General features: G+C 71.5%; 17 protein-coding genes. 3 read left to right on the top strand and 14 right to left on the bottom strand.

What is annotated here, in order from left to right:
* The first annotated feature begins 24 nt into the window (after positions 1–24).
* A complete protein-coding gene (locus ACIA77_RS26940) occupies positions 25–1,200 on the top strand; it encodes an acyl-CoA dehydrogenase family protein (RefSeq protein WP_395888757.1) in 1,176 nt (391 codons plus the stop codon).
* A 67-nt stretch (positions 1,201–1,267) separates the two neighbouring features.
* Here the strand turns inward: ACIA77_RS26940 and ACIA77_RS26935 are convergent, their stop codons facing one another.
* From ACIA77_RS26935 to ACIA77_RS26920, 4 genes are all read right to left on the bottom strand, one after another.
* Entirely contained in the window at positions 1,268–5,443 is a 4,176-nt protein-coding gene (locus ACIA77_RS26935; RefSeq protein ID WP_395888756.1) for a carboxypeptidase regulatory-like domain-containing protein, read from the bottom strand.
* 38 nt (positions 5,444–5,481) lie between these two features.
* Positions 5,482–5,688, bottom strand: coding sequence for a hypothetical protein (locus ACIA77_RS26930; RefSeq protein ID WP_395888755.1), 207 nt, complete (start codon positions 5,686–5,688; stop codon positions 5,482–5,484).
* Between the two features lie 49 nt (positions 5,689–5,737).
* A complete protein-coding gene (locus tag ACIA77_RS26925) occupies positions 5,738–8,608 on the bottom strand; it encodes an ATP-binding protein (protein WP_395888754.1) in 2,871 nt (956 codons plus the stop codon).
* A gap of 200 nt (positions 8,609–8,808) precedes the next feature.
* Positions 8,809–9,669 (bottom strand): NAD(+)/NADH kinase, encoded by an 861-nt coding sequence (locus tag ACIA77_RS26920; protein WP_395888753.1) that lies wholly within the window; start codon positions 9,667–9,669, stop codon positions 8,809–8,811.
* Between the two features lie 86 nt (positions 9,670–9,755).
* Here ACIA77_RS26920 and ACIA77_RS26915 point away from each other — a divergent pair, with 86 nt between their 5' ends.
* Together ACIA77_RS26915 and ACIA77_RS26910 are read left to right on the top strand one after the other, a co-directional pair.
* Positions 9,756–11,012, top strand: coding sequence for an FAD-binding protein (locus ACIA77_RS26915; RefSeq protein ID WP_395888752.1), 1,257 nt, complete (start codon positions 9,756–9,758; stop codon positions 11,010–11,012).
* Positions 11,013–11,165: 153 nt separating this feature from the next.
* Positions 11,166–12,341, top strand: coding sequence for an MFS transporter (locus ACIA77_RS26910; RefSeq protein ID WP_395888751.1), 1,176 nt, complete (start codon positions 11,166–11,168; stop codon positions 12,339–12,341).
* 52 nt (positions 12,342–12,393) lie between these two features.
* On the opposite strand, the gene fgd is transcribed toward ACIA77_RS26910, so the two are convergent.
* The 10 genes from fgd to ACIA77_RS26860 all read right to left on the bottom strand — a co-directional run bounded on the left by fgd (position 12,394) and on the right by ACIA77_RS26860 (position 23,692).
* Entirely contained in the window at positions 12,394–13,392 is a 999-nt protein-coding gene (gene fgd / locus ACIA77_RS26905; protein ID WP_395888750.1) for a glucose-6-phosphate dehydrogenase (coenzyme-F420), read from the bottom strand.
* Between the two features lie 15 nt (positions 13,393–13,407).
* The gene (locus ACIA77_RS26900) at positions 13,408–14,391 is read right to left on the bottom strand and encodes an LLM class flavin-dependent oxidoreductase (RefSeq protein ID WP_204089696.1); all 984 of its coding nucleotides are present in this window, start codon (positions 14,389–14,391) and stop codon (positions 13,408–13,410) included.
* Positions 14,388–15,779, bottom strand: a complete 1,392-nt coding sequence (locus ACIA77_RS26895; RefSeq protein ID WP_395888749.1) for a dihydroorotase family protein — start codon at positions 15,777–15,779, stop codon at positions 14,388–14,390. Before ACIA77_RS26895 ends, ACIA77_RS26900 begins: the two co-directional genes overlap by 4 nt.
* Entirely contained in the window at positions 15,776–16,720 is a 945-nt protein-coding gene (locus ACIA77_RS26890) for an alpha/beta hydrolase (protein WP_395888748.1), read from the bottom strand. The genes ACIA77_RS26895 and ACIA77_RS26890 overlap by 4 nt, the downstream gene beginning before the upstream one ends.
* Positions 16,721–16,872: 152 nt before the next feature.
* A complete protein-coding gene (locus ACIA77_RS26885; protein WP_395888747.1) occupies positions 16,873–17,655 on the bottom strand; it encodes a GntR family transcriptional regulator in 783 nt (260 codons plus the stop codon).
* A 126-nt stretch (positions 17,656–17,781) separates the two neighbouring features.
* On the bottom strand, positions 17,782–18,828 hold the full coding sequence (locus tag ACIA77_RS26880) for an ABC transporter substrate-binding protein (protein ID WP_395888746.1): 1,047 nt from the start codon (positions 18,826–18,828) through the stop codon (positions 17,782–17,784).
* A 62-nt stretch (positions 18,829–18,890) separates the two neighbouring features.
* Positions 18,891–19,673 carry an ABC transporter ATP-binding protein gene (locus ACIA77_RS26875; protein WP_395888745.1) on the bottom strand — a complete coding sequence of 261 codons (783 nt, stop codon included), beginning with the start codon at positions 19,671–19,673 and terminating at the stop codon, positions 18,891–18,893.
* 29 nt (positions 19,674–19,702) lie between these two features.
* Positions 19,703–20,566 (bottom strand): ABC transporter permease, encoded by an 864-nt coding sequence (locus tag ACIA77_RS26870; RefSeq protein ID WP_395888744.1) that lies wholly within the window; start codon positions 20,564–20,566, stop codon positions 19,703–19,705.
* A gap of 210 nt (positions 20,567–20,776) precedes the next feature.
* On the bottom strand, positions 20,777–21,484 hold the full coding sequence (locus ACIA77_RS26865; RefSeq protein ID WP_395888743.1) for a class II aldolase/adducin family protein: 708 nt from the start codon (positions 21,482–21,484) through the stop codon (positions 20,777–20,779).
* Between the two features lie 525 nt (positions 21,485–22,009).
* Positions 22,010–23,692, bottom strand: coding sequence for a sulfatase-like hydrolase/transferase (locus tag ACIA77_RS26860; RefSeq protein WP_395888742.1), 1,683 nt, complete (start codon positions 23,690–23,692; stop codon positions 22,010–22,012).
* Between the last annotated feature and the right edge of the window lie 2 nt (positions 23,693–23,694).

The following is a 23,694-nucleotide window of genomic DNA, read 5'->3' as shown; positions in this document are numbered from 1 at the left end:
TGCGAGCCGAATCGGAGGTGACGGGTGGACTTCGCGTTCACCGAAGACCAGGAAGCGGTGCGCCGCGGCGCCCGTGAGCTCGCGGCGAAGTTCCCCGACGAGTACTGGGCCCGCTGCGACGCCGAGGGCGAGTTCCCGTGGGACTTCTACACCGCGTTCGCCGACGCCGGCTGGCTCGGCGTCGCGATCCCCGAGGAGTACGGCGGGGGCGGGCTCGGGATCTTCGAAGCCGCGCTGCTGCTGGAGGAGGTCGCCGCGTCCGGCGCCGGGATGAACGGGTGCAGCACCATGCACCTGACCATCTTCGGGCTCAACACGATCGTCAAGCACGGCAGCGCCGAACTGCGCGAGGAGATCCTGCCGAGAGCGGCCGACGGGTCGCTGCACGTCTGCTTCGGCGTCACCGAACCGGACGCGGGCACCGACACCACGCGCATCCGCACCTTCGCCCGCCGCGACGGCGGTGCCAACGGGGGCTACGTGATCGACGGCCGCAAGGTCTGGATCACCAAGGCCGGGCAGTCGCAGAAGATGGTGCTCATCGCGCGCACCACGCCGCTCGAGGAAGTCACGCGCCCGACCGACGGGATGTCGCTGTTCCTCGTGGACGTCGACCCGGCCGCGATCACGCTGAACGCGATCCCCAAGCTGGGCCGCAACGCCGTCAGCTCGTACGAGGTCGCGATCGACGGCCTGCGCGTGCCGGCCTCGGCGCGGATCGGCGAGGAGGGGCAGGGGTTCAAGTACCTGCTCGACGGGCTGAACCCGGAGCGCATCCTGCTTGCCCACGAGGCGCTCGGCATCGGGCGCGCCGCCGTCGAGCACGCGGTGTCCTACGCGAAGGACCGCGTGGTGTTCAACCGGCCGATCGGGCAGAACCAGGGCATCGCGTTCCCCCTCGCCGAAGCCCAGACCCGGCTCGACGCCGCCGCGCTCATGGCCCGCAACGCCGCCTGGCGCTACGATCGCGGGCTCTCGTGCGGCCGCGAGGCCAACATGGCCAAGTTCCTCTGCGCCGACGCGGGGTTCACGGCCGCCGACCAGGCCATCCAGACCCTCGGCGGCATGGGCTACGCCAAGGAGTACCACGTCGAACGCTACTTCCGCGAAGCGCGGCTGCTGCGGCTGGCGCCGGTCAGCCAGGAGATGGTGCTGAACTACGTCTCGACGCACGTGCTCGGGCTGCCGAAGTCCTACTGACGGCTCCGAAGGCGAGCGGTCCCGCCCGGAGGTGTCCGGACCGGACCGCTCGTTCTCCTTGCCCTGCCTAGATCTTCGGCAACGCCACGTCCGTCACCGTGGCTTGCCCGGCTTGCACCTTCGTCTGCCGGAACTGCGGCTGGTAACCGTTGGCGGCGACCGTGACCACCAGCGGGTTGTAACCCTTGTCCAGCCACAGCCGGTAGTGGCCGTGCGCGTCGGTCTTGAGGGTGTAAGACACTTCGCCGCACACTCCGTTGTGGACCATCGTGCACACCTGCACCGTGGCGTTCGCGATCGGCGCCCCGGACGCGGCGTCGGTCACGTCACCCGACAGCTCGCCCCACGCCTTGGGCGGCGCGGCCTGCAGCGAGACGGGCAGGGCCGCCACGGCGTACGGCGAATCGGTGTCGAGCGCGATCGTCGCCGTGTACTTGCCGGGCTGGGTGACCTTGCCCGAGTCGACGGTCACCGTGACCTTGGTCGTGGCGCCGGGCGCGAGGTCCAGCTCCGTGCTCGCTTCCGACAGCCAGCCGGCGTCGTCGTCTCCGCACTGGTCGTAGCCCGTCAGCACCGCCGTGGTGCGCAGCGCCGGCACGAATGAACCGACCTGGTACAGCGCGCAGGCACCGCGGCCACCACCGTAGTACTCCTGGGGCAGGTCCGGCAGCGACGACCACTTGTCGCTCACCGGGTCGTACTCGACGGTGTGCGCGGTTTCGCCGAGCGGCACCTTCGGGCCGCCGCCGGTGAACCCACCGGCGAGCTGCAGGCGGCCGTTCGCCCCGCTGTAGGCCATCTGCGAAACGGTGTAGGGCGCGTCGGTCACCTTCGTCCACGTGCCGGCGGCGGGCTTGAACACGTAGGTCGAGCTCGTGTTCACCCCGCCGGAGAGGTAACCGCCCGCGCAGACGAGTTCACTGTGGACACCCGCGCACGCCGCGTCGCTCTCGGCCTCCGGGTAGTCCGGAAGCGCTGACCACGTGTTGCGCGCGGGGTCGTAGACGTAGGCCGACTTCACCGGGTCCTGGCCGCACACCGTCACGCAACCGCCGACCACGTACAGCTTCCCGCCGAGCGTGGCGGCGGTGCCGCCGTAGAGCTTCGCCGGCAGGTCCGCCAGCCGCGACCACGTGTCCGTCTCCGGGTGGTAGGCGTACGTCGTGGACAGGATTCCGGGCATCCCGGCTCCCCCGACGACGTAGAGCGAACCGTTCAGGAACGCCGCTGCGCCGCGCATCACCGGTTCCGGCATGTCCGCGATCGGCGACCACGCCGCGGTGACCGGGTCGTACACGTAGCTGCGCGCCGAGGGCGAGAGCATGTGCATGGGCATGCCGCCCGCGCTGTAGACCTTGCCCTGGTACGCCCCGAGTGCGCTGTTGTACGTGAACTCCGGGACGTTCGCCATCGGCTGCCAGCCCGCGGCCGCCGACGGGTCGACCGCCGTGAACCCGGTGGCGTGCTCCCCGAGCGACACGTGCAGCGCTGCCGTGCCCGAGTTGGTGAGCTTCACCGTCTGGGTCGCGACCTGCCCCATCGTCTTGCTCACGGCCAGCCCCGTCGAGCCGACGGCCAGCTGCCCGGCCTTGAGCTCGACGTCCTGGCGCGCCACGGAGTTCAGCCCCGTGGTCGTCGACAGCGCCGGCGACGTGTAGCGCGGCAGGCTCGCCGTGTACTGGTGGGCGCCGGTGGTGTCGAACAGTTCGTAGAAGCCGTCCGCCAGCGCCGCGTCGTCCGGCGTCGCCGTGCTGACCGCCGAGTGCGCCGCGGCAGCCGCGTCGGCGACCGTCGCGTCGTCGAGCGGCTGACCGGTGTTGGCGTCGGTGACGGCACCCGCGACCAGGCCACCGTCGACGGGTGAGCACGAGCCGATCACGACGTCGTCGACCTCGGCGAGCGAACCGCCGCCGCCCTTGAAGTGGAACCGCACGCGCACGGACTGCTTGCCCGCGGCCTGCGGAACCGGGATCGACACCTGCGACTGCACGACGCTCGTGGTCTGGTGCCACACATTCGCCCACGTGGCGCCGCCGTCGAGGGACAGGTCGGCGTCGAACGAGGTCCCGGCGTCCGGCACGTACACGCCACCGAACGACAGCACCGGCGCGGAGTCGCCGGTCAGGTCCACGGCCGGCGAGCCGAGCGTGGTGTCCTCCGCCTTGCCGTCGCGGGTCAGCGGGCTGGCGAGCGCGTAGTTGCCGCTGCTGATGAAGTTGTACAGCTCGGTGTCGTCGTCGAAGACCCACCCGGTCGAGGCCGGGTCGGCGTTGCTGAGGGTCCAGCCGTCCTTCGGCGTGGTGCCGAGCCAGCCGTCGAAGTGCGTCAGCGCGGCGTGGCCGTAACCGAGCGCGGTGCACGCGTCCGGATCGATCGTCGCGGTGAAGTTCTGCCGCACCCCGGCGTCGCCGACGGTCACCTTCGGGTCGAGCTGCCGGTAGCCGGGCAGGACCGGGCTGACGTGCAGCTGGTAGTCCGCGCCCTGGGGCAGGTCGACGCTGTAGCGGCCCGAGAACGGATCGGTGTACACCGCGCCATCGGGGTAACCGTCGATGGTGATCTTGGCGTAGAGCGGCCAGCCGTGGCCGGAGCCGTCGGTGACGGTGCCCGAGACGGTCTGCGTGGCGATCTTCGTGACCGCGTAGTCCGCCGTGGCCGCCTGACCGTCCACGATGGACAGCGAGCCGCTGCCGGCTTCGTACCCGAACCGGGTCACCTGGACCTGGTAGGAGTCGGCCGCGACGGCGAGGTGGTAGGCGCCCTGCGCGTCGGTCGTGGCGTGGTAGACGTTGCCGGTCACCGTGCCCGTCGCGGTCACCGTGGCGCCCGCGATCGCCGCGCCCGCGGAGTCGCGGACGTGCCCGTCAACCGTCCCTTGTGGAGTGTAGGCGAGCGTGGCGACGCCGTGCGGCGAGCCGAGGCCGGTCGGGCCGTCCCAGCCGGGGCCGGCGGTGCACAGCACGGTGCCGCACGTGCCGTTGGTGCCCTCGGTAACGTCGTAGAGGTCGTTGCCGTGGTTGAAGTACGGGTAGGTCGCGGGGTTCGTGCCCGGCCGCGGGTCGCCGGCCAGCGCGTACATCGCGGCGATCAGCGGCGAGGACAGGCTCGTGCCGCCGACCTGGCCCCAGCCGCCGGTCTTGCCGGTGTCGTAGATCGCGAAGCCGCTCGCCGGGTCGGCGATCGCGGAGACGTCGGCGATGGCGCGGTTCGCGCACCCGGTGGCCACGTCCTGCTGGTAAGCGGGTTTCGCCTCGTACGGGGAGCAGCCCGAGCCGGCGTCGGACCAGGCCTGCTCGCTCCAGCCGCGCGGGTTCGCCGGGTCGCGGTAGAGGTTCGTGCCCCCGGCGGCGACCACGTCCGGGTTCGACGCGGGCCAGTCCTGCCTGGCGTAGGCGTGGTCACCGGTCGAGGCGACCATCGCGACGCCGGGCACGCTGTAGTGCGAGTCGAGCGTGCCCTCCTCCGGGTCCTCGCCGTCGATGCCGTAGGAGTTCGACACGAACTTCGCGCCCAGCTTCACCGCGGTGTCCACGGCCACGACGATGTCGTACGGGCTCGTCGAATCCGCTTCCACGAGCAGGATGTGGCACGCGGGGCAGGCGGCCGACACGGCGTCGAGGTCCAGCGAGGTCTCCTGCGCCCAGCCCTCGTCGTCGGCCGGGAAGTAGATCCCGCCGCGCTGGTCGACCTTGCGGAAACAGCCGTTGTCGCCGGTGCAGGCGGGCAGGCCGTACTGCGCGCGGTACACGGCGAGGTCGGCTTCGGCGTGGGAGTCGCCGAGGGCGTCGACGATCGCGACGGTCTTGCCCGCGCCACCGTCGGGCAGGTCGTAGGCGGCCCGGATGTCGGCCGGGCCGAGCGAATCCGCCAGCGGGCCGGTGGCGCTGGTCAGCGGGCGGAGGTCCGTGCCCGCCTTGAACAGCGAGTTGCACGTGACGGTGTGCGGCTTCGGCTTGGCCGGGTTGCAGCCGGCCGGCGCGTACAGCGCCTTCGGCGGCTTCGCGGGGGTTTTGCCGGTCGTGGCCTGGGTCGCCTTGGCGGTGGCGGCGGGCTTGGCGTCGCCGGACGTGGCGGTCGCGTCGCGCGCGGTGTGCGCGGCCGACGACGCGGACGCCGGCGCGGTGGCCGCGATCGGGTCGTCACCGCCGGGTGAGAGGGCGGGTTGGGTGGTGCCGACGACCAGCGCCAGGCCGGCCAGCACCGGGACAGCGAGCGCCAGCAGGCGCCCCCGGGGGACTCTCAAGGAGGGTTTCCTTCCGTTCGCCCGCGCGGGCCGGGGCGTCACAGGGGTTCGTAACCCGCGGGCAGTTCGCGCCCGTGGTCCTCGTCCGCGCGGCCGGACCGTTCGCCGGGCCGCGGTGCGGCTGCGGCGGGATCCGCGGTGGTGGAGTGGGGATCCGTTCCCGCGGCGGGCCGGGGAGGCACGGTGCCGCCGGTGACAGTGGTGCAGTCCACCGCGCGGTCATCGTCGGGTCTCGTCGCGTTCACCGGCGAAGTATCGGGGCGCCCACGCCGTGTTCGCGATTGGGCGGATGACCTAATTTGCGGGCGCGGTCCGGGTGGCGGGCTTGATCCCGGCCTGGGTCGCGCTCACCGCGAGCGCCGTGCGCGAGGTGACGCGGTGCTTGCGCATCGCCGAGTTCAGCTGCGCGGCCACGGTTTTCGGCGAGCGCGAGAGCACCTGCGCGATCTCCGGGTTGGTCAGGCCGGTCAGCAGCAGCCGCACCACTTCCAGCTCCCGCGGGGAGAGCTGGTCGCCGTAACCGCGCCGGCCGCCGCGCCACACGGGCGGGGTGGCGCCGTGCTCGCCCCGGGTGGCGCGGACGCGTTCGGCGGCGGCCGTCGCGCCGAGCCTTTCGTAGCCGGTCAGGACTTCTTCGAGGCGATCGAGCCCTTCGGCCCGCGTGCCGGTACCGGCGAACAGGCACGCGGCTTCGCGTTCGCGGGCCAGTAACGCGTCGTAGGGCCGGGGCAGCTCCGCCCACGCGCTCGCGGCGGCGGCCCACTCCGCCGCGGCCCGCACCTGCTCCCCGCTCGCCTGCGTCACGAGCGCCCGGCAGACCAGCGCCGCCGCCGCGACCGTCGCGCCGGAACGGCTCGCGGCGAACTCCGTCGTGAGGTGTTCCGCTTCCGCGCCGCGCCCGGCGGCGAGCAGCGCTTCGACGCGCACGGGCGCGAGTTCCTGCGCCCACAGCCAGATCTGCTTGTGCGCCACCACGGCCATCGGTTCCTCGGTGACCTCGAGCGCCTCGGCGACGCGGCCGGCGGCGAGGTGCAGCCGGGCGAGCGCGGCCGCGGGTTCGAGCGGCATGTCGGCGATCCCGCGCTTTTTGGTCTCGTCGAGCACGAGCGTCAGCCTCCGGCCGACGTCTGGCCCCGGCGCGGTGGCCGCCGCCAGCAACGCGCCCACGAGCGTCGTGTCGAGCTGGATGAGCGGTTCCTCGGCGAGGTCGGCGAATTCGGCGACGCGCTCGGCGAGCCCGCGCCACTCGCCGGTGAGCCAGTCGAGACGGATGAGCGTCGCCAGGACCATGTCGCGCAGCCGCTGCAGCCCGTGCCGCTGCGCCAGTTCGGCCCCGCGCGTGAGCTTGGCGCGGGCTTCGCCGTAACGGCCCCAGTGCAGGGCGGCGTCGCCGAAGTTCAGCAGGCCGCGGGTGCTCTGCAGCGGATCGCGCGGGTCGTCTTCGGGCACGGTCGCCGCGACGGCCCAGCCCGCTTCGTCGCCCATCTCCAGCAACGCCGTCGCCCGGTCCACGATGAACGACAGCCGTTCGTCCTCGGGCACGGCCGAACGGATGACGGTTTCGGCGCGGTCGAGCCATTCCCGGTGCTCCGGTGCGGACCACGCCGTGCCGGCGGGACGGCCGAGCACCGCCATCGCCTGTGCGACCGCGACCGGGTTGTCCGCCAGGTCGGGGATCGCGCGGGTCAGCTCGGCGGCGCCGGTCGCGTAGTCCCCCGCGTGCATCAGCAACCGGCCGAGCTGGCTGCGGATCTCGGCGCGCTCGTGGCGGTCGAGCACCGCGCTGTCGAGCACGCCGCGCACCGTGCGCACGAGGTCGACGCGGCCGAGGTACCCGGTGAACGCGAACAGCGGGGTCTTGCGCGCGAGCCGCGCCACCGCCGTCGGTGGCAGTTCGGGTTCGGCGAGCAGGCCGTGCAGGAACGACACGGCGGTGTGGTGGTCACCGGACGCGAGCGCGAGATCCGCCGCGCGTTCGGCGTACTCGCACCACTTCGCCGTCTCGCCCGCCTCGCGGAAGTGGTGCGCCAGCACGGCGACCGGCGCCGGATTTCGCGCGGCGAGCGCCCGGCCCGAGCGCCGGTGCAGCTCACGGCGTTCGCGTCCGCCGATGCCGTCGTACACGGCTTTGGCGGCCAGCAGGTGCCGGAACGCGAGCCGGCCGCGCTCGTCGTCGGCGAGCAGGCCGCTGCGCGCCGCCTCGTCGATCGCCCGGTCCGCCCGCTCGGCGGGCAGCCCGCAGACCTCGGTGACGTCGTCCTCCGTCGCGGGGGTCGACAGCGCGGCGCAGGCTTTGAGCACCGCCTGCGCGTCGGGCGTGAGCCGCCCCAGGCGCTCGGCGACGGCGTCGCGGATCGTCGGCGGCACGGCGATCTCGTCGAGGGACCGGCGGATCCACTCGCCGCCCTGGCGGATGAGGTCGGCGCGGTCGCGCAGCAGCCGCACGGACTCCTCGAGCGCGAACGGGATGCCGTCGCTGTGCCGGTGCAGGAACCGCGCGAACGGTTCCGACACGCGCTCGTCGCCCAGCATCGACGACACCAGGTCCGCGGTCTGGGCCACGTCGAGCGCGCCGAGCGTGATGCGCGGGTAACGCGAAGACAGGCGCAGCAGCAGGCTGTCGTCGCCCACCTCGTCGGGCCGGTACGTCAGCACGAGCCCGGGGCGCCGGTCCTGGCGGGCGGCGAGGAAGAGCAGGAACTCCAGCGTCGTCTCGTCGGCCCAGTGCACGTCCTCGACCACGAGCACGCCGACCTCGAAGCGGTCGAGCAGTTCGCCGAGCGCGCGCAGCAGCCGGTGGCGGGCCGCCCCCGCGTCGGCGAGGCCTTCGGGCGCCGGCGGCAGGTCCCATTCGGGGAAGAGCGGGCGCAGCGTGCCGGCCAGCGGGCTCAGGTCCAGACCGGCGACGCCGGGGCGGGCTTGGCGCAGCGCGTCGACGATCGGACCGAGCGTGAGAGCTTCCCGCAGCGGCGGGCACCGGGCGACCAGCACACCCGGCGAAGGCAGCAGTTCCCGCACGAGCCTGCTCTTGCCGATGCCCGCTTCGCCGGAGACGAGCACGACACCGGGCTCGTCGAGGGCGGCGGTGAGCCGGGAGAGCTCGTGGTCGCGGCCGATGAGCCGGGGCGTGCCGACGGCGGGGAGATCACGCGCGTCAGCCGTCACCTCTCCCCCGTTCCTCCGCCACCGGATGCACCGTCGGAGGATTCTGGGCGGGCAGGGCACCGGCGGGCAAGCGTTCCGGGTCGGGTTTCACACGTCTGCAACGTCGTTCCGACAAAAAAGGACAACCCCGCGGGAGCCGGGGCCGAGGCCGAACGGCGCAGCACCCTGCGCCGTTCGGCGGTGTCCGAAGAGGACGGTCGTCAGAGCGAAGGCGGGATCTCCGCGGAGTCGGTGAGGCGCAGCTTGCGGCGCGCGCGCTGGAAGAACGTGGTGCGGCCCAGGCGGACCACGCGGGCGGCGCTGGGCCGGGCGCACAGTTCGATGCGCTCGCCCGGGTCGACGTACCCCTCGACGATGCCGTCGACCTCCACCGCGAGGCGGCCGCTGTTCGGCAGGACCTCGAGGGCGAGCGTGTCGTGCACGGACAGGACCACGCCGCGGCCGTACGCCGAGTGCGGGGCGGCCGGCGTGACGAGCAGGGCCTCGACGGCGGGGCTCGTGATCGGGCCGCCGGCGGAGAAGCTGTAGGCGGTCGAGCCGGTGGGCGTGGCGACGATGACCGCGTCGGCCGCGTAGCTCACGAACTGCTCTTCGTTCACCCGCACCGCGACGAGCGCGCCGCCGTCACCGGGCACCCGGACCACGGCCACGTCGTTGAAGGCGGTCACGGACCGGCCGCCGATCGTCGCGTCGACGGCGAGGCGGGGTTCGACGGTGAACTCGTGCGCGTCGATGGCCGACAGCGCGCCAGGCAGGTCCGGCACGTCGACCTCGGCGAGGAAGCCGAGCTTGCCGAGGTTCACGCCGAGCACGGGCGCGTGCTGGCCGTCGGCCAGGCGCATCGCGCGCAGCATCGTGCCGTCGCCGCCGAGGCTCACCAGCAGGTCGGACTGCGTGGCGAGCTCGTCGGCCGACACGCCGACGGCCTTGCAGTCGAGCCGCACGATCTCCTCGGCGATCCCGAGGATCTTGATCCCGCGGTTCGCGGCCCACCCGAGGACGGCCTCGACCGCCGGGGCCGAGTCCCGCTTCGGGTGCAGTACCAAGCCGGCCGAATGCATGTCAGCGCTCCGTGAGTTCGGGAAGCATGAAGACAAGTCTGCCCGGATCCGCCGCCGTTGGCGAGCCCGGCCTAGGCTGGGCGTTCGTGATCGACAGTGCGCGCACCAACTGGGCCGGAAACCTCACCTACGGGGCCCGCGAGGTCCTGACCCCGCGGTCGCTCGACGAAGCCGGGGAGCTCGTCGCGGCCGCCGACCGGGTCAAGGCGCTGGGCAGCCGGCACAGCTTCAACGACGTCGCCGACACCCCGGGTCTGCTGCTCGACCCGTCGGGGCTCGACGTCCCGGTGACGATCGACGCGGAGGCGGCCACGGTGACGCTCGGCGGCGCTGCCCGCTACGGCGACGTCGTGCGGCAGCTGGACGAGGCCGGGTTCGCGCTGGAAAACCTCGCGTCGCTGCCGCACATCACCGTCGCGGGCAGCGTCGCCACGGGCACCCACGGCTCGGGCGAACGCCACCCCGGCCTCGCCGCGGCCGTGTCCGCCGTCGAACTGCTCGCCGCCGACGGTTCGCCGCACACCTTTTCCCGCGGCGACACCGACTTCGCCGGGGTAGTGGTCGGCGTCGGCGCGCTCGGCGTCGTCACCCGGCTGACGCTCGACCTGGTGCCGGCGTTCTCCGTGCGCCAGGACGTGTACGACGCCCTGCCGTGGTCCGAAGCGCTGGCGCACTTCGACGAGATCCAGGCGGCGGGCTACAGCGTCAGCCTGTTCACCAACTGGGCCCGCGACGTGGTCGACCAGGTGTGGCTGAAGAACCGCGTGCCGGGGGCCGAGCCGCCGGGCTCGCTGTTCGGCGCCGTCCCCGCCGACGGCCCCCGCCACCCCGCCCACGCCGCCGGCGTCCCGGCCGGCAACACCACCGAGCAGCACGGGGTCCCGGGCCCCTGGTACGACCGCCTCCCCCACTTCCGCCTCGGCTTCACCCCGAGCGTCGGCGCCGAACTGCAGACGGAGTACTTCGTGCCGCGCGCGCACGCCGCCGCGGCCTTCGAGGCCCTGCGCGGCATCGGCGACCGCATCGCCGAACTGCTGCTGGTCTCCGAAATCCGCACCATCGCGTCCGACGAGTTCTGGCTCAGTCCCACCACCGGCGGCGACCGCGTCGCGCTGCACTTCACCTGGCAGCCGCGCCAGCCCGAGGTCGAGGCGCTCCTGCCGCTCATCGAAGCCCGCCTCGCCCCGTTCGCCGCCCGCCCGCACTGGGGCAAGCTCTTCCACGGCGAAGCGCTCGACCTGGCCTACCCGGGCCTGCCCGCGTTCCGCGCCCTGGCCACCCGCCTCGACCCGGCGGGCAAGTTCCGCAACGCGTTCCTCGACCGGCACGTCTTCGCCGGCTGATCCCCCCGACCACGGCGCCGCGCACCCTCGTCCGGCCGACGGGGACGAAGTGCTGCCGCGAGCCGAGTTCCCCTGATCACACCGCACGGCAATATCCAGCGCGTGCAACTATTGTCAACGACGGTAGTTGTCCACGCATCAGGAGGAAGTCCCATGCCGCTTGCCCTGCTCGCGCTGGCCATCGGCGCGTTCGGCATCGGCACGACGGAGTTCGTCATCGCCGGGCTGTTGCCCGAGGTGGCCGCCGACTTCGGCGTGTCCATCCCCGCCGCGGGGTGGCTGATCACGGGGTACGCGCTCGGCGTCGCGGCCGGCGCCCTGCCGATGACCGCCCTCGGCACGCGCATGCGCCGCAAGCACCTGCTCATGCTGCTGATGGCCGTGTTCATCGCCGGCAACGCGCTGTCTGCGCTGGCCCCCACCTACGGAGTGCTCGTGGTCGGGCGGATCGTCGCCGCCCTCACGCACGGCGCGTTCTTCGGCGTCGGCGCCGTCGTGGCGGCCGACCTCGTGAAACCCGAGAAGAAGGCCAGCGCGATCGCGCTCATGTTCACCGGCCTCACGCTCGCCAACGTCCTCGGCGTGCCGATGGGCACCTTCATCGGCCAGGGCCTCGGCTGGCGCGCGACGTTCTGGGTCGTCGCCGGGCTCGGAGTGCTCGGCCTCCTCGGCGTCGCCGCGCTCGTGCCCGACACGCCGCGCCCGGAAGGCACGCGCATCGCCGCGGAGTTCGCCGTGTTCCGCCACGCCCGCGTGTGGCTCGCGATCGGCACGACGGTGCTCGGCTTCGGGGGCGTATTCGCGAGCTTCACCTACATCGCGCCCATGATGACGGACGTGGCCGGCCTGCCCGCGGGTGCCGTCAGCTGGCTGCTCGTGCTGTTCGGCGTCGGGCTCGTGCTCGGCAACCTGCTCGGCGGCAAGTTCGCCGACCGCGCGCTCATGCCGACGATGTACACCGTGCTCGTGGCGCTCGCGGTGGTCCTGGCCGTGTTCGCCTTCACCGCCCACGCGGCCGTGCCCGCGATCGTCACGCTGTTCCTGCTCGGCGGGTTCGGCTTCGCGACCGTGCCACCGCTGCAGATGCGGATGCTGGCGAGCGCGGAGGCCGCTCCCACGGTCGCCTCGGCGGTGAACATCGGCGCCTTCAACCTCGGCAACGCGCTCGCCGCGTGGCTCGGCGGCGTCGTCATCGCCGCTGGGTACGGCTACGCCTCGACCAACTGGGTCGGCGCCGCCATGACGGTCGTCGCGCTGGCGCTGGCCGTCGCCTCGGGCACGCTCGACCGCCGGGCAGCGGCGCGCCCGGAACCGGTCCCGGCCCGCTGACCACTGTGGACGGTGCGGGGCCCGGGCGCGCACGCCGGGCCCCGCACCGCGGTCACACCAGCTCGCGCAGCTTCGGCAGGATCTCGGTGCCGTAGGCCTTGAGGAACCGCTCCTGGTCCGGCCCGGGGGCGTGGAACACCAGGTGCGTGAACCCCAGGTCCAAGTAGCGCTTGATCGCCGCCACGTGCTCGTCCGGGTCGGACGACACGATGAACCGGCTCGCGGCCCGCTCGATCGGCAGCGCGTCGGCCAGCCGCTGCATTTCGACCGGGTCCTCGACGCCCGTCTTCTCCTCCGGCTTCAGCGCGAGCGCGCCCCAGAACCGCGTGTCCTGCAGCGCGCGCCCGGCGTCGGCGTCGAAGGACACCTTGACCTCGATCATCAGGTCGAGGTCACCGATCGCGCGGCCCGACTGCTCCACACCTTCGCGCACCGCGGGCAGCAGCGTGTCCGTGTACAGCGACGGCGCCTTGCCGCTCGTGGTGATGAAGCCGTCACCGCGGCGGCCGGCCAGGCGCGTGGCCGCCGGGCCGGACCCCGCGATGTACAGCGGCACCGGGACGTCGGGGCGGTCGTACACGGTCGCCTTCTCGGTGCGGTAGTACGTGCCCTCGAAGTCCACGCGCTCCTCCGTCCACAACGTGCGGATGAGCTCGATCGCCTCCTTCAGCCGCCCGAAGCGCACCTTCGGCTCCGGCCACTCGATGCCCAGCGGCGACTCGTTCATCGACTCGCCCGACCCGATGCCCAGCACCACCCGGCCCGGGAAGAGGCACCCGAGCGTCGCGAACGCCTGCGCCACCACGGCCGGGTGGTAGCGGAACGTCGGCGTCAGCACGCTCGTGCCGAGCACCACCCGCTGCGTCGCCGAGCCGAGGGCGCCGAGCCACGGCAGCGCGGCGGGCGCGTGCCCGCCGTCGTGGCGCCACGGCTGCAGGTGGTCGCTCACGAACACCGAGTCGAACCCGTTCTCCTCGGCCAGCACGCCGTAGCGCAGCAGCTCGGCCGGCGCGAACTGCTCGGCCGACGCCTTGTACCCGAACCTCACCATGGACCTCGTCCTCTCTCAGACTCCCGCGTTCACCTTGCCGATGATCTCCGACCCCAGCAGCTCGATCTGATCGAACCACCGGTCGAACTTGAACCGGAAGTCGAACACCAGGTGTTCCACCCCCGTAGCGGCGAAGCGGTCGATCTCCTCCAGTGCATCTTGGGGGGTCCCGACGATGAGCTGACCTGAGAGATCCTTCACGGTCTCGAACCGGCCGGACGGCGGCTTGACCGCGAACTTGGCTTTGTTCGCCCAGGCCAGCAGGCCCGGGATGTTCACGTGCTTCACCGCCTCCTCGTACGTGCGCTCGATCGACGTGGGCGGGATCACGGCCACCGTCGGCGTCGTCCGGCCGGCCTGCTCCGACAGGTCCCGCATCGTCCGCACGCGCTTGTCGAGCGTCGCCATCGAGATGCGGCCCGGCATCCAGCCGTCGCAGAACTCCACCGCGAGCCGCGCCGACCGCGGCGTCGCGCCGCAATACCAGAACGGTACCCGCCCGCCGAGCGGCTTCGGCTCGATCGAGACGTCGGTGAACGAGAAGTTCGCGTCCGAGTAGTCCACGTTGTTCTCGGTGAACACGCGCTTGAAGATCTCCGCGTTGGAGCGCACGAGCTCGACGCGGTCGCGCTCACCCCATTCGATGGCCTCGAATTCGTGGTCGAACGTGCCGGCCCCGAAGCCGAGGATCACGCGCGGGCCGAACAGCTGGGTCATCGTGCCCGTCATGAGCGCGGTGACGAGCGGGTGGCGGAACGGGATCAGCGAACCCGTGCCCAGTTCGATGCGCTCGGTCACCGCACCGATCGCGGTGAGCGTGGTGAGCGCGTCGTAGAACGTGCGGTTGGGCTTCTCCATCTCGCCGTGCGGCTCGAACACCAGGTGGTCGCGCACCCACACCGAGTCGAACCCGGCCTTCTCGGCCATGATCGCGCCCTGGAGCACGTTGTCGCGCGTGGCGTGCTCGCCGAAATGCGGGAGCAGCAGTCCGAACTTCATGCGTTCTGCACCTTTCCTGACACCGCCTGCTTGCCGTGCCCGGCCTCGCCGGTCACCTTGCCGTCCGCGAACACCTCGGTGCCGCGCACGTAGGTCTGCTCGATCGCGGCTGTGAGCTGCCGGCCGTCGTAGGGGGTCCAGCCGATCTTCGACAGCACGCCGTCGCCTGCGATGGTCCACGGCGCGTCGAGGTCCGCGATCACGAAGTCCGCGTCGCAGCCCGGCGTCAGCGCGCCCTTCACCCCCGAGAGACCGAACTTGTCCGCCGGCGCGCCGGCCACCAGCTCCACCGCGCGGTCGAGGGTGAGCAGGCCCTTGTTCACCGCGTCGAGCGTGAGCGGGTAGAAGTACTGGATGCCGGGGGTGCCCGTGTGCGAGCTCCACATCTTCGTCCAGCCGATCTCCTTCTCCTCGCGCGTGTGCGGCGCGTGGTCGGAGGAGAACATGTCGATCGTGCCGTCGCGCAGGCCGTCCCACACGGCTTCGCGGCCGTCGTCGGGCACCCAGTAGGACAGCGCGTACGGGCCGAGCTTCTCGACGTCGTCCCAAGTGGACAGGAACGGCAGCCAGTGGTTCACCTCGCACGTCACGTCCACGCCGTGCTCGCGCGCCCGGCGCACCGCCTCGACCGACCGGCGCGTCTGGATGTGCGCGAGGTGCACGGGGCAGCCCGACGCCTCGGCCAGCCGCAGCACGACCTCGATCGCGGTGTCCCAGATGACGCCGTTGCGCGCGGCGTAGGCCGACGCGTAGCCCTGCGGCGTGTTCTCCCCGCGCGCCAGGTATTCCCCTTCGATGTAGTCCATCAGGGACTGGTCGTGCGGGTGGATGATGAACCGCTTGCCGGTCTTGGCGATCGTGTCCATCATGCGCAGCAGGTCGCCGTGCCCGTGCATGCCGGTGCCCGCCGGGTGCGGGTAGGTGCGGCCGGTGTCCACGACCATGTAGATCTTGTAGGCGTTCACGCCCATCGCGGCCATCGGCGCGATCTCGTCGGGCTGCGTCGCGGCCGGGTTGTGGTTCCAGTCCACGATGGACTTCTCGGCGTAGAGGTCGAACACCTCGCGCAGCGTCTGCGCCGTGGTGGTCGGCGGGTTCAGGTTCGGCATCCCGAAGATCGTGGTGACCCCGCCCGCGGCCGCCTGCAGCGAAGTGGTGTGGATGTCCTCCTTGTGCGTGAACCCGGGCTCACGGGTGTGCACGTGGACGTCGACCATGCCGGGCAGCACGAGTTTCCCGGTGGCGTCGACCGTGCGCCCGACGTCGGCCACCTCCACCGAGCCGGCGACGACGCCGACGACCTTGCCCTCGTTCACCAGCAGGTCGCCGTCGACGGCGCCGCTGGGCAACTGCACGCGGCCACCGGCCACACGGAGATCGATAGTCATGCCTTCACCTCCAGAACGACGGGGTGCTCCCCCCGCTTGCTCGACCGCACGACCACGTCGGCCGGGCGGAGGTACTGCTCGAACCACGCGACGATGCGCGGCGTCGTCGCGGTCCAGTACTTGTCGTACGCGGCGTAGTGGCTCGTGTGCCGCTGCATGATCAGTTCCTTCGGCCCGCGGGCGGCTTCGTAGATCCGCTCCGCGTGGTCGGTCGGCGTGGTGGCGTCGTTCTCCACGCCGATCACGAGCAGCGGCGTGTCCAGCGTCGCCGCCGCCTCGGCCGGGCGGTAGGCGATGATCTCCTCCGCCGCGGCGAGGCGCACCTGCTTCGGCACCCGTCCGTCCACATCGGACTTGACGCTGGTGGCCCGGCGCTCCGAAGTCGGCACCATGATCTCCTCGCGCGGGTTCACGAGCCGGCCCGCGCCGTGCAGCGTGCGCTCGCGCCGGTCGGCCGCCAGCTCCGCCAGGAAGTCGAGCCACTGGTATTCGCTGCGCATGCGGTGCAGCCAGTCGCCGCCGTCGGCCACGGGCAGCTGGCTCACCGCCGCCCGCACGCGCGGATCGACGGAAGCCAGCAGCACCGCGTTGCCCCCGCCCGTGCCGCCGCTGCCGAACGCGCCGATGCAGTCGGGCAGCACGTCCGGCCGCGCTTCGGCGTAGGTGACGGCGCTGCGCAGATCGGCCAGCTGCCGCGCCGGCGAGAGCAGTTCCGGATCACCCCCGGAGTCGCCGAACCCGCGGTAGTCGAACACCAGCACCGCGAACCCGGCGTCGGTGAGCGCCTGGTGGTAGCGGACGTAGAGCTTCGCGTCCTTCAGGCCCAGCCAGCCGGGGCCCTGCACGACGACGCGGTACGGGCCCTCACCCTCGTCCGGGGTGCGCCACAGGCCGCTGACGCGCTCGCCGTCGCTGAACCAGGAGACCTCGTCAGTTCTCATGCTGTTTCCGTTCCCTCCTGCCCGCCGGATTCCGGGCAGGGGGTACCTGCCCGGCCATTCGGCCGGGTTGACGAACACGTTTGGGGAACACCGCGAAAAACGCGGTGCGGAATTGTTTTTCGAATGCGGTTTTTCGGGTTGCGCGGATACCGTCAGGCGGGGAATTCGCTGTCGGGTTCGCGATCGCTTTCGCCGGAAAGGATCTTCGCGACGCCCTCGCTCACCTCGCGCAGGTGCTCGTGCAGGGAGGCCTCGGCCTTCGCGGCGTCACCGCGCTCCACGTGGTCCACGAGCGTGGTGTGCCGGCCGTGGTGACTGCGGCGGCCCGAGACCCGCCAGCCGAGCAGGTAGCGCCCGACGCTGCTGCGCAGGTCCTCGATCAGCTCCACGAGCCGCGGGTTGTGCTCGGCGTCGTAGAGCTCCCGGTAGAACCGCACCCGGACGTCGAGGAAGCCTTCGCCCTCTTCCTCGGAGTCCAGCACCTCCGCGCTCTTGCGCAGGCTGGCGATCCGCTCCGGGGTCATCGTCTTCATGGACTTGCGCAGCGCGTGGGTCTCGAGCAGGTCGCGCAGCTCGTAGATCTCGATGAGCTGCTCCGGCGTGAGCGTCTTGACCACGGCGCCGCGGCGCGGGTGGAACTCCACCAGCCCCTCGGCGTCGAGCCGCAGCAGCGCCGCCCGCACCGGCAGCCGGGAGACCCCGATCGCGGTGGCGAGCGCCTCCTGCCGGAGGTGCTCCCCGGGGGCGAACGCCCCGGAGAGCAGCGCCTGGCGCAGCACTTCGTAGACCATGTCGCCGATCGACCGGTAACCGCTCGACAACCGCGACACGACCTCGTCGAAACTGGCGCGGCCGGTGATCGCGGAACCCTCACCGGCGCCGCTGCCCGTGCCCCCGCCGGCTCCGCCGGCTCCGCCGGACTGACGCTGAGCCATCGTGACTAGCCTCCCCTCGACCGGCGCACCCGGCCGTCAAGCGATTTCCGTTCGTCCAGGTAGACCGGACAATCGTATCCTGGATCCATTATCGGACCGACCCCGGCGAGCCGATCCCCGGGCGGGTCACCCGAGGTTCATCGCCGCCGTCGCCTTGTCCCAGGTCGCGGTGTCGACCCAGACCGACGTGGCGGGGGCCTTGGTGATCGCGCCGACCTGGTTGGCCAGGTCTTCCTGCGTCTTCGCCGAAGCCTCCGAGTACGCGCTCTTCGACGCCGGGAACGTGTCCGCCGCCTTCAGCGCGTCGTAGGTCGAGGACGCTTCCTTCTGGTCCGCCTTGGCGTAGACGACCGCGGCCTTGACCCACTGGTCCTTGTCGGTGTTGAAGATCTGCGCCGCCTTGATCCACGCCTGGTCGATCGCCACGGCCAGCGCCCCGTGGCTCGCGAGCCACTGCGGCGAGGTCGCGAGGAACGAGTCCGCGAGCTCCGGCGCGGTCTTCGACATCGTCACGAGGTCGTGGAAGCCGGCCGAGGTCAGCTTCGAGACGTCGGTGGCGTGGGCGAACGTCGCGTCGATGTGGTGGGTGAGCATCGCGCTCACGCGCACCGACGCACCACCGGCCACGGTCGTCGTGACCGACTTCGGATCGATCTTGTTCTTCGCCAGCAGGTCGGCGAACATCAGCGCCTCGACGCCGTGCACGTTCGACGTGCCGTAGACGTGGCCCGGCAGGTCCTTCATCGAGGTGAGCGAAGGCGCGCCGATGAAGTGGTAGTCGAGCCGCGGCTGGCTCGGCCCGAAGATCTTCAGGCCCGAGTTGATCGACGACGACACGGCGAGCGTGCCGATGTCGGCGTCGCCGGCGAGCAGCACGCGGATCGCCGCCGGGTCACCGGTCTGGTTCACGATCGTCGCGTCGGCGCCCCAGCCCTTGAGGACCTGGGCGACGAGCGCGATCTTGGTGTCTTCGATGGCGGGGGCCGCGCCGGTCACGATGCGGATGGTGGTGCCCTTGAGGTTCGGCGTGCCGTCGGCCGAGGTCGGCAGCTTGTCGCCGGTCCCGGCGGCCGCGTCGCCGGAGCTGCACGCGGTCGCCAGCGACACGGTCAGCGCGGCGATCGCGCCGGCGACGAGCGCCCTGCGGCGCCGCCGCGAAGCGGGTGCGGACATCGCGGACCCTCCTTTCTGGACGGTTCGGGTGGAGACGGGGAGAGGGGATTCGAGCGGGTGTTTCAGTGCAGGCCGAGCACGATGCCCAGCACGTGGTCGCGCAGCTTCGCCACCTCGGGGTCGCCGAGGAGTTCCGCGTGCGTGCGCGGTTTGGGGAAGGGGACCTCGACCACGTCGCGGACGGAGCCGGGCGAGGTGCCCATCACCACGATGCGATCGGAGAAGAACACGGCCTCGTCGACGTCGTGCGTCACGAGCACCGTGGTCGCGCCGATGCCCTGGATGATCGTGGCGATGTCCTGTTGCAGCCGGCGCCGGGTGAAGGCGTCGAGCGCGGACAGGGGTTCGTCCATGAAGAGCACGTCCGGGTCGCACGCGAGCGCCCGCGCCAGCCCGGCGCGCTGCTGCATGCCGCCGGAGAGCGCCGACGGGTAGTAGCCCGCGAAGTCCTGCAGGCTCGTCATCTCGAGCTTGGCGGCGATCGCGGCGTCGACCTCGGCCGGGCCGAGTTCCTTGGCCTTCAACGCGAAGGCCAGGTTCTCGCGCACCGTCTTCCACGGCAGCAGCGCCGGCTCCTGGAACACGAACCCGATCGAGGGCGGCACGCCGTCCACCGGGTTGCCGTTGATGCGGATCTGCCCGTCGTCGACCGGGATGAGACCGGACATCATGCGCAGCAACGTGGTCTTGCCGCACCCCGACGCCCCGATCAGCGAGATGAACTCGCCCTGGCGGATGTCCAGGTGCACGTCGGAGACGGCGAGGAAGCTCTCGGCCTTGCGGCCCGGGCGCTGGTAGCGCTTGGACACGTGCTCGATCTCGATGCAGGCCGTGGGTGCGCTCATGGCGGACCTTTCGGTGGCTGGCCGGGCTTTCAGACCCGGGTGTGGGCGGAGGCGTTCGAGGACCACGGGGCGAGCCTGCGGCGCAGCACCTCGAGGATGATCGTGCCGACGACGCCGACGATCGAGGAGCTGATGATCGACGCGAGCAGCGGCGCGGTCTGGAACGAGTCGCCGTAGTTCTGGATGAGCCCGCCCAGACCCTTGAGGCTGATGTCCATCTCGCCGATGATCACGCCGATCAGTGCCTTCGCGAGCGCGATGCGCAGCCCGGCGAAGATGTAGGGCACGGCGTTGGGCATCGCCACGTGGCGCACCACCGACCACTCCCCCGCCCGGTAGACCTTCGCCATGTCGAGCAGGATCGCCGGGGTGTTGCGCGTGCCCTCGGCGGTGTTGATGATGATCGACCACACCGCGAGCAGGAACGTGATCGTGATTTCCGAGACGAAGCCGATGCCGGTCCAGATCACCACGAGCGGGGTGAGCGCGATCAGCGGCGTCGCCTGGAAGAAGCTCACGTAGGGGTTGAGCACGCGAGCCACGGTTTCGCGCCGGCCCATCCACACGCCCACCGCGATACCGACCACGGCGGAGATGCCGAAGCCCGCGGCGAGCACCTCCATGGCCCGCAGGAACGCCGCGCCGAGTTCGCCGTTGCCGATGATGTCCACGAAGGACGACGCGACGGCCGACGGGGTGGCCAGCAGGATCGGGTTGACCTGGGCGCCGAAGATCTGCCACACGCCCAGGAACACGACGACCGACGCGATGGGCAGCACCCACCGGCGGACCTTCGCGTTCCACGGGATCCGGAACCTGCGGGTGGCCGGCGCCGGGGGTCCGGCCCGGTCCGGAGCGGAACTGGCCAAGCTCGTGTCTTCGGTGAGGGACACCGCTACCTCCTCCGGTTTGTCAGTTGGAGCCTGGATCCATTCGACACGAGGGTCAACTTATCCGGCCGTGAACTGTTCGGGTTCGGGGATGACGTACGAGTGCACGCGCTGTGCACTGTGGACCTCGAAGGTGCGCACAACGACTGCCGCAGCGGGGTTTCGCGGCTACGGCCGGGTGTAGCGTGCGTCCGATGTGGACGGTGGAGCGGGTCAGGCGGCGAGCACGCCGGCCTGGCGGCCGAGGTGCACGTAGTGGTCCCAGAGCTTGCCGGGGCGGTGCCCGCCGCGGTCGTAGCTCTCGGCCACCTGGGTGATCTCTTCGGGCGTGAGCGGCAGCGGTGTGCCGAGCTGCCGGGCGATGAGCAGCGTGCGGGCGTTCTCCTCGAGGTCGAGGCAGTCCATCAGCAGCTGCTGCACCCGCTTGGCCACCACTACCGTGCCGTGGGAGCGCAGCAGGCACGCGCCGGCGTCACCCAGGGTCTTGGCCACCGCGTCACCCTGCTCGCGGGAGCGGATGTGCGTGGGGTCCGGGTGCACGGCCAGCCCGTCGGGGAACTTGTACGCGAAGTGGCGCATCGGCAGCAGCGGGTGCTCGACCATCGAGAACGACGTCGACAGCGTCGGGTGTCCGTGGCAGACGAAGTTCACGTCCGGCCGCGCCCGGTAGACGCCGGTGTGGATCGCCGTCTCGGCCGGCGGCGGCAGCTCGCCTTCGACGAGGTTGCCGTCCAGGTCCACGACCAGCAGGTCTTCCGGTTTCAGAGCGGCCCGGCTGGCGTCGCGGGGCTGGATGTAGACGCGGTCGGTCGTGCCCGGCACCCGGGCGGACAGGTGGCCGCTGTAGTCGAGGACGCCCTTGAAGACCAGCAGGCTGGTGCAGGTGACGAGATCCGCCCGGACGGAGTGGGGATCGGTCATGGAGGCCCTTCCTCTCGGATTGGCGATTGGATCCAGGATAAAGGAAACATTTTCAAGGCGGAAGTATCTGTTGGGTAGCGAAGTGGAAACGGTGGGACGGGGGTCCCGGGGGGACGGCGGTGGGGACGCCGGTGGGGACCGGTTGCGGGGAAGGTTAGGCCTGCGAAGGGTCTGGGCGCTACGGGGTGGTGTGAAGGTTCGGATTTTCGTGGTGGCCCGGGACCGGGGAAGTTGCCAACGGGTGGAGGGTGGGAGTTGGCAGGGGGCGGCTCGTTGCGCTGGCGCGCAACGTTGCGCCCGGGGTGGTTGCGAGGGGCACCCCGACCCTTGATGGTCGCCACGGTCTGGACCACGTGTCAAGGCGGGAAAGAGTACCTTGACACGTGGTCCAGACCGCGGAGAAGGCGGGGATCGAGGTGCAGGGCGGGGCCTGGGTGCACTGGGGGTTGGGTAGATCGGTGCGGCCGGGGTGGGGTGGGTGCGCTGGTGGGTGGCGTAGGGGCGTTGCCGTGTGCGTTCCGTGTCCTACTTGGCGAAGGCGGTCAGGAAGTGGTCGCGGAAGGTGTCCATTTTCCAGACGGGGGCGGATTGTGCGGGTTTGAGGCCCGGGGTCCAGTGCCAGTCGGAGATGCGGTTCAGGACGGAGGGGTCCTTGGCGACGATGGTGATGGGGACCTGGTGGCTCACGCCGGCGGGGGTGACGACCGGGGGCTGGTGGTCGCCGAGGAAGACGAGGACGGTGTTGGCGGTGCCGTAGGTCTTGAGGTAGGAGACCAGGGTGTCCAAAGTGTACTGAATGGCTTTGCCGTAGGCGTGGCGGATCTGGTTGGGGTCCTTCCAGACCTGTTCGGGGTCCTCCCCCTGGGCGGGCTGCGGGTCGAAGATCGAGCCGTCGCCGACTTTGTTCCAGTCGACGAGGGTGGGGCGCGGGGACCAGGGGGCGTGGCTGGAGACGAAGTCGACTTCGGCCATCACGGGTTTGCGGTTCTGCGCGGCGAGTTCGGTGCGCTGGAGGAACGACAGGGTGTACTGGTCGGGCATCGTGGCGTAGGCGTAGCCCGGGCCCTGGTAGCCGACGTTGCGGAAGTCGTAGTACTGCTGGAAACCGTAGTACTTGCCCTCGGGCCAGGGCTCCGTGTGGGCGGGCACGTCCTGCACCGTCTTCCAGCCGGCCTTGCCGAAGGCGCGCGTCAGCGACAGGCGGTCGCTGCCGAGCAAGGTGTTGTAGCGCTGCTGGTTGTCGACCCACGTTCCTGATTGGACGGTGGAGTGGGCGAGCCAGCTGCCGCCGCCGAAGGTGGCGGAGTCCAGGAAACCGGAGCGGGCGGAGAAGCCCGCGGCGGCGAGCTGCTGCGTGCCGGCGTCGAGCTGGGCGTCGATGGCCGGGGCGATGTCGGAGCCCTCGATCGCGAAGCGGCCGTAGCTCTCGACGAACGTCAGCAGCACGTCCTTGCCGCGCAGGCCCTGCAATAGCTGGTCGCCCGGCACCTCGCGGAACGGGTCGGAAGCGAGCTGCGCGGCGAACTCCTGCTTGTCGTGCAGGTCGGTGCCGACCTGGCGCAGGTCGGCGAACGCGAGCGCGGCGGCGCTGCGCGAGGCGATGGGCTGGCCGGGCGCGAGCTGCACCCCGAACACCGCCGCGACGATCCACACGACACCCAGCAGGGCCAGCACCCGAGTCGACCCGGTGCGCCGGCCCGCGGCCAGGCGCGTGAGGCGCAGCGCGGCGAACACGGTGAACACGACGACCGCCAGGATCAGCAGCACCACCCCGATCGCGGCCGCCACGGCGCCGGCGCCGCCGACCTCACCGCGCAGGAAATCGAGGCCCGCGCTCACGAAACTCCAGTCGAGGATCGGGTCGAACGGGCGCGAGAGCACTTCGTTGAAGCCCATGTCCACGAGCTTCAGCACCGTCAGCACCCCGAGCACCGCGCCCACGACACCGGCCAGCACGCGGCGCCACCGCGGCGGCAGCACCAGCGCGAGCGCCGTGACGACCAGCGCCTCCACCGGGATCCGCACGAACGCCGCGGGCGTCAGCTCCGCCAGGTTGTCCGGCGCGACCAGCGCGAACAACACGAGCAACCCCGCCACCACCGTCAGCACCACCGCCGCCACGCGGCGCGCGCGGCTCCGTCCGGGCGGCGGGACTTCCGCGTCCTCGCCGGAGCGCTCTGGGTCGTCGGTGCTGGTGGAGAGTGACACGG

Source organism: Amycolatopsis sp. NPDC051903, from assembly GCF_044452505.1.
Lineage (GTDB): Bacteria > Actinomycetota > Actinomycetes > Mycobacteriales > Pseudonocardiaceae > Amycolatopsis.
Note: the sequence above shows the minus strand (reverse complement) of the source record. Positions and strands in the feature narration are given on the sequence as shown.

Excerpts from the sequence above, each read along its gene's own strand:
- ACIA77_RS26895 (WP_395888749.1), bottom strand. The coding sequence starts at position 15,779 with ATGACTATCGATCTCCGTGTGGCCGGTGGCCGCGTGCAGTTGCCCAGC.
- ACIA77_RS26920 (WP_395888753.1), bottom strand. The coding sequence starts at position 9,669 with ATGCATTCGGCCGGCTTGGTACTGCACCCGAAGCGGGACTCGGCCCCG.
- ACIA77_RS26910 (WP_395888751.1), top strand. The coding sequence starts at position 11,166 with ATGCCGCTTGCCCTGCTCGCGCTGGCCATCGGCGCGTTCGGCATCGGC.
- ACIA77_RS26880 (WP_395888746.1), bottom strand. The coding sequence starts at position 18,828 with ATGTCCGCACCCGCTTCGCGGCGGCGCCGCAGGGCGCTCGTCGCCGGC.
- ACIA77_RS26865 (WP_395888743.1), bottom strand. The coding sequence starts at position 21,484 with ATGACCGATCCCCACTCCGTCCGGGCGGATCTCGTCACCTGCACCAGC.
- ACIA77_RS26875 (WP_395888745.1), bottom strand. The coding sequence starts at position 19,673 with ATGAGCGCACCCACGGCCTGCATCGAGATCGAGCACGTGTCCAAGCGC.
- fgd (WP_395888750.1), bottom strand. The coding sequence starts at position 13,392 with ATGGTGAGGTTCGGGTACAAGGCGTCGGCCGAGCAGTTCGCGCCGGCC.
- ACIA77_RS26890 (WP_395888748.1), bottom strand. The coding sequence starts at position 16,720 with ATGAGAACTGACGAGGTCTCCTGGTTCAGCGACGGCGAGCGCGTCAGC.
- ACIA77_RS26885 (WP_395888747.1), bottom strand. The coding sequence starts at position 17,655 with ATGGCTCAGCGTCAGTCCGGCGGAGCCGGCGGAGCCGGCGGGGGCACG.
- ACIA77_RS26900 (WP_204089696.1), bottom strand. The coding sequence starts at position 14,391 with ATGAAGTTCGGACTGCTGCTCCCGCATTTCGGCGAGCACGCCACGCGC.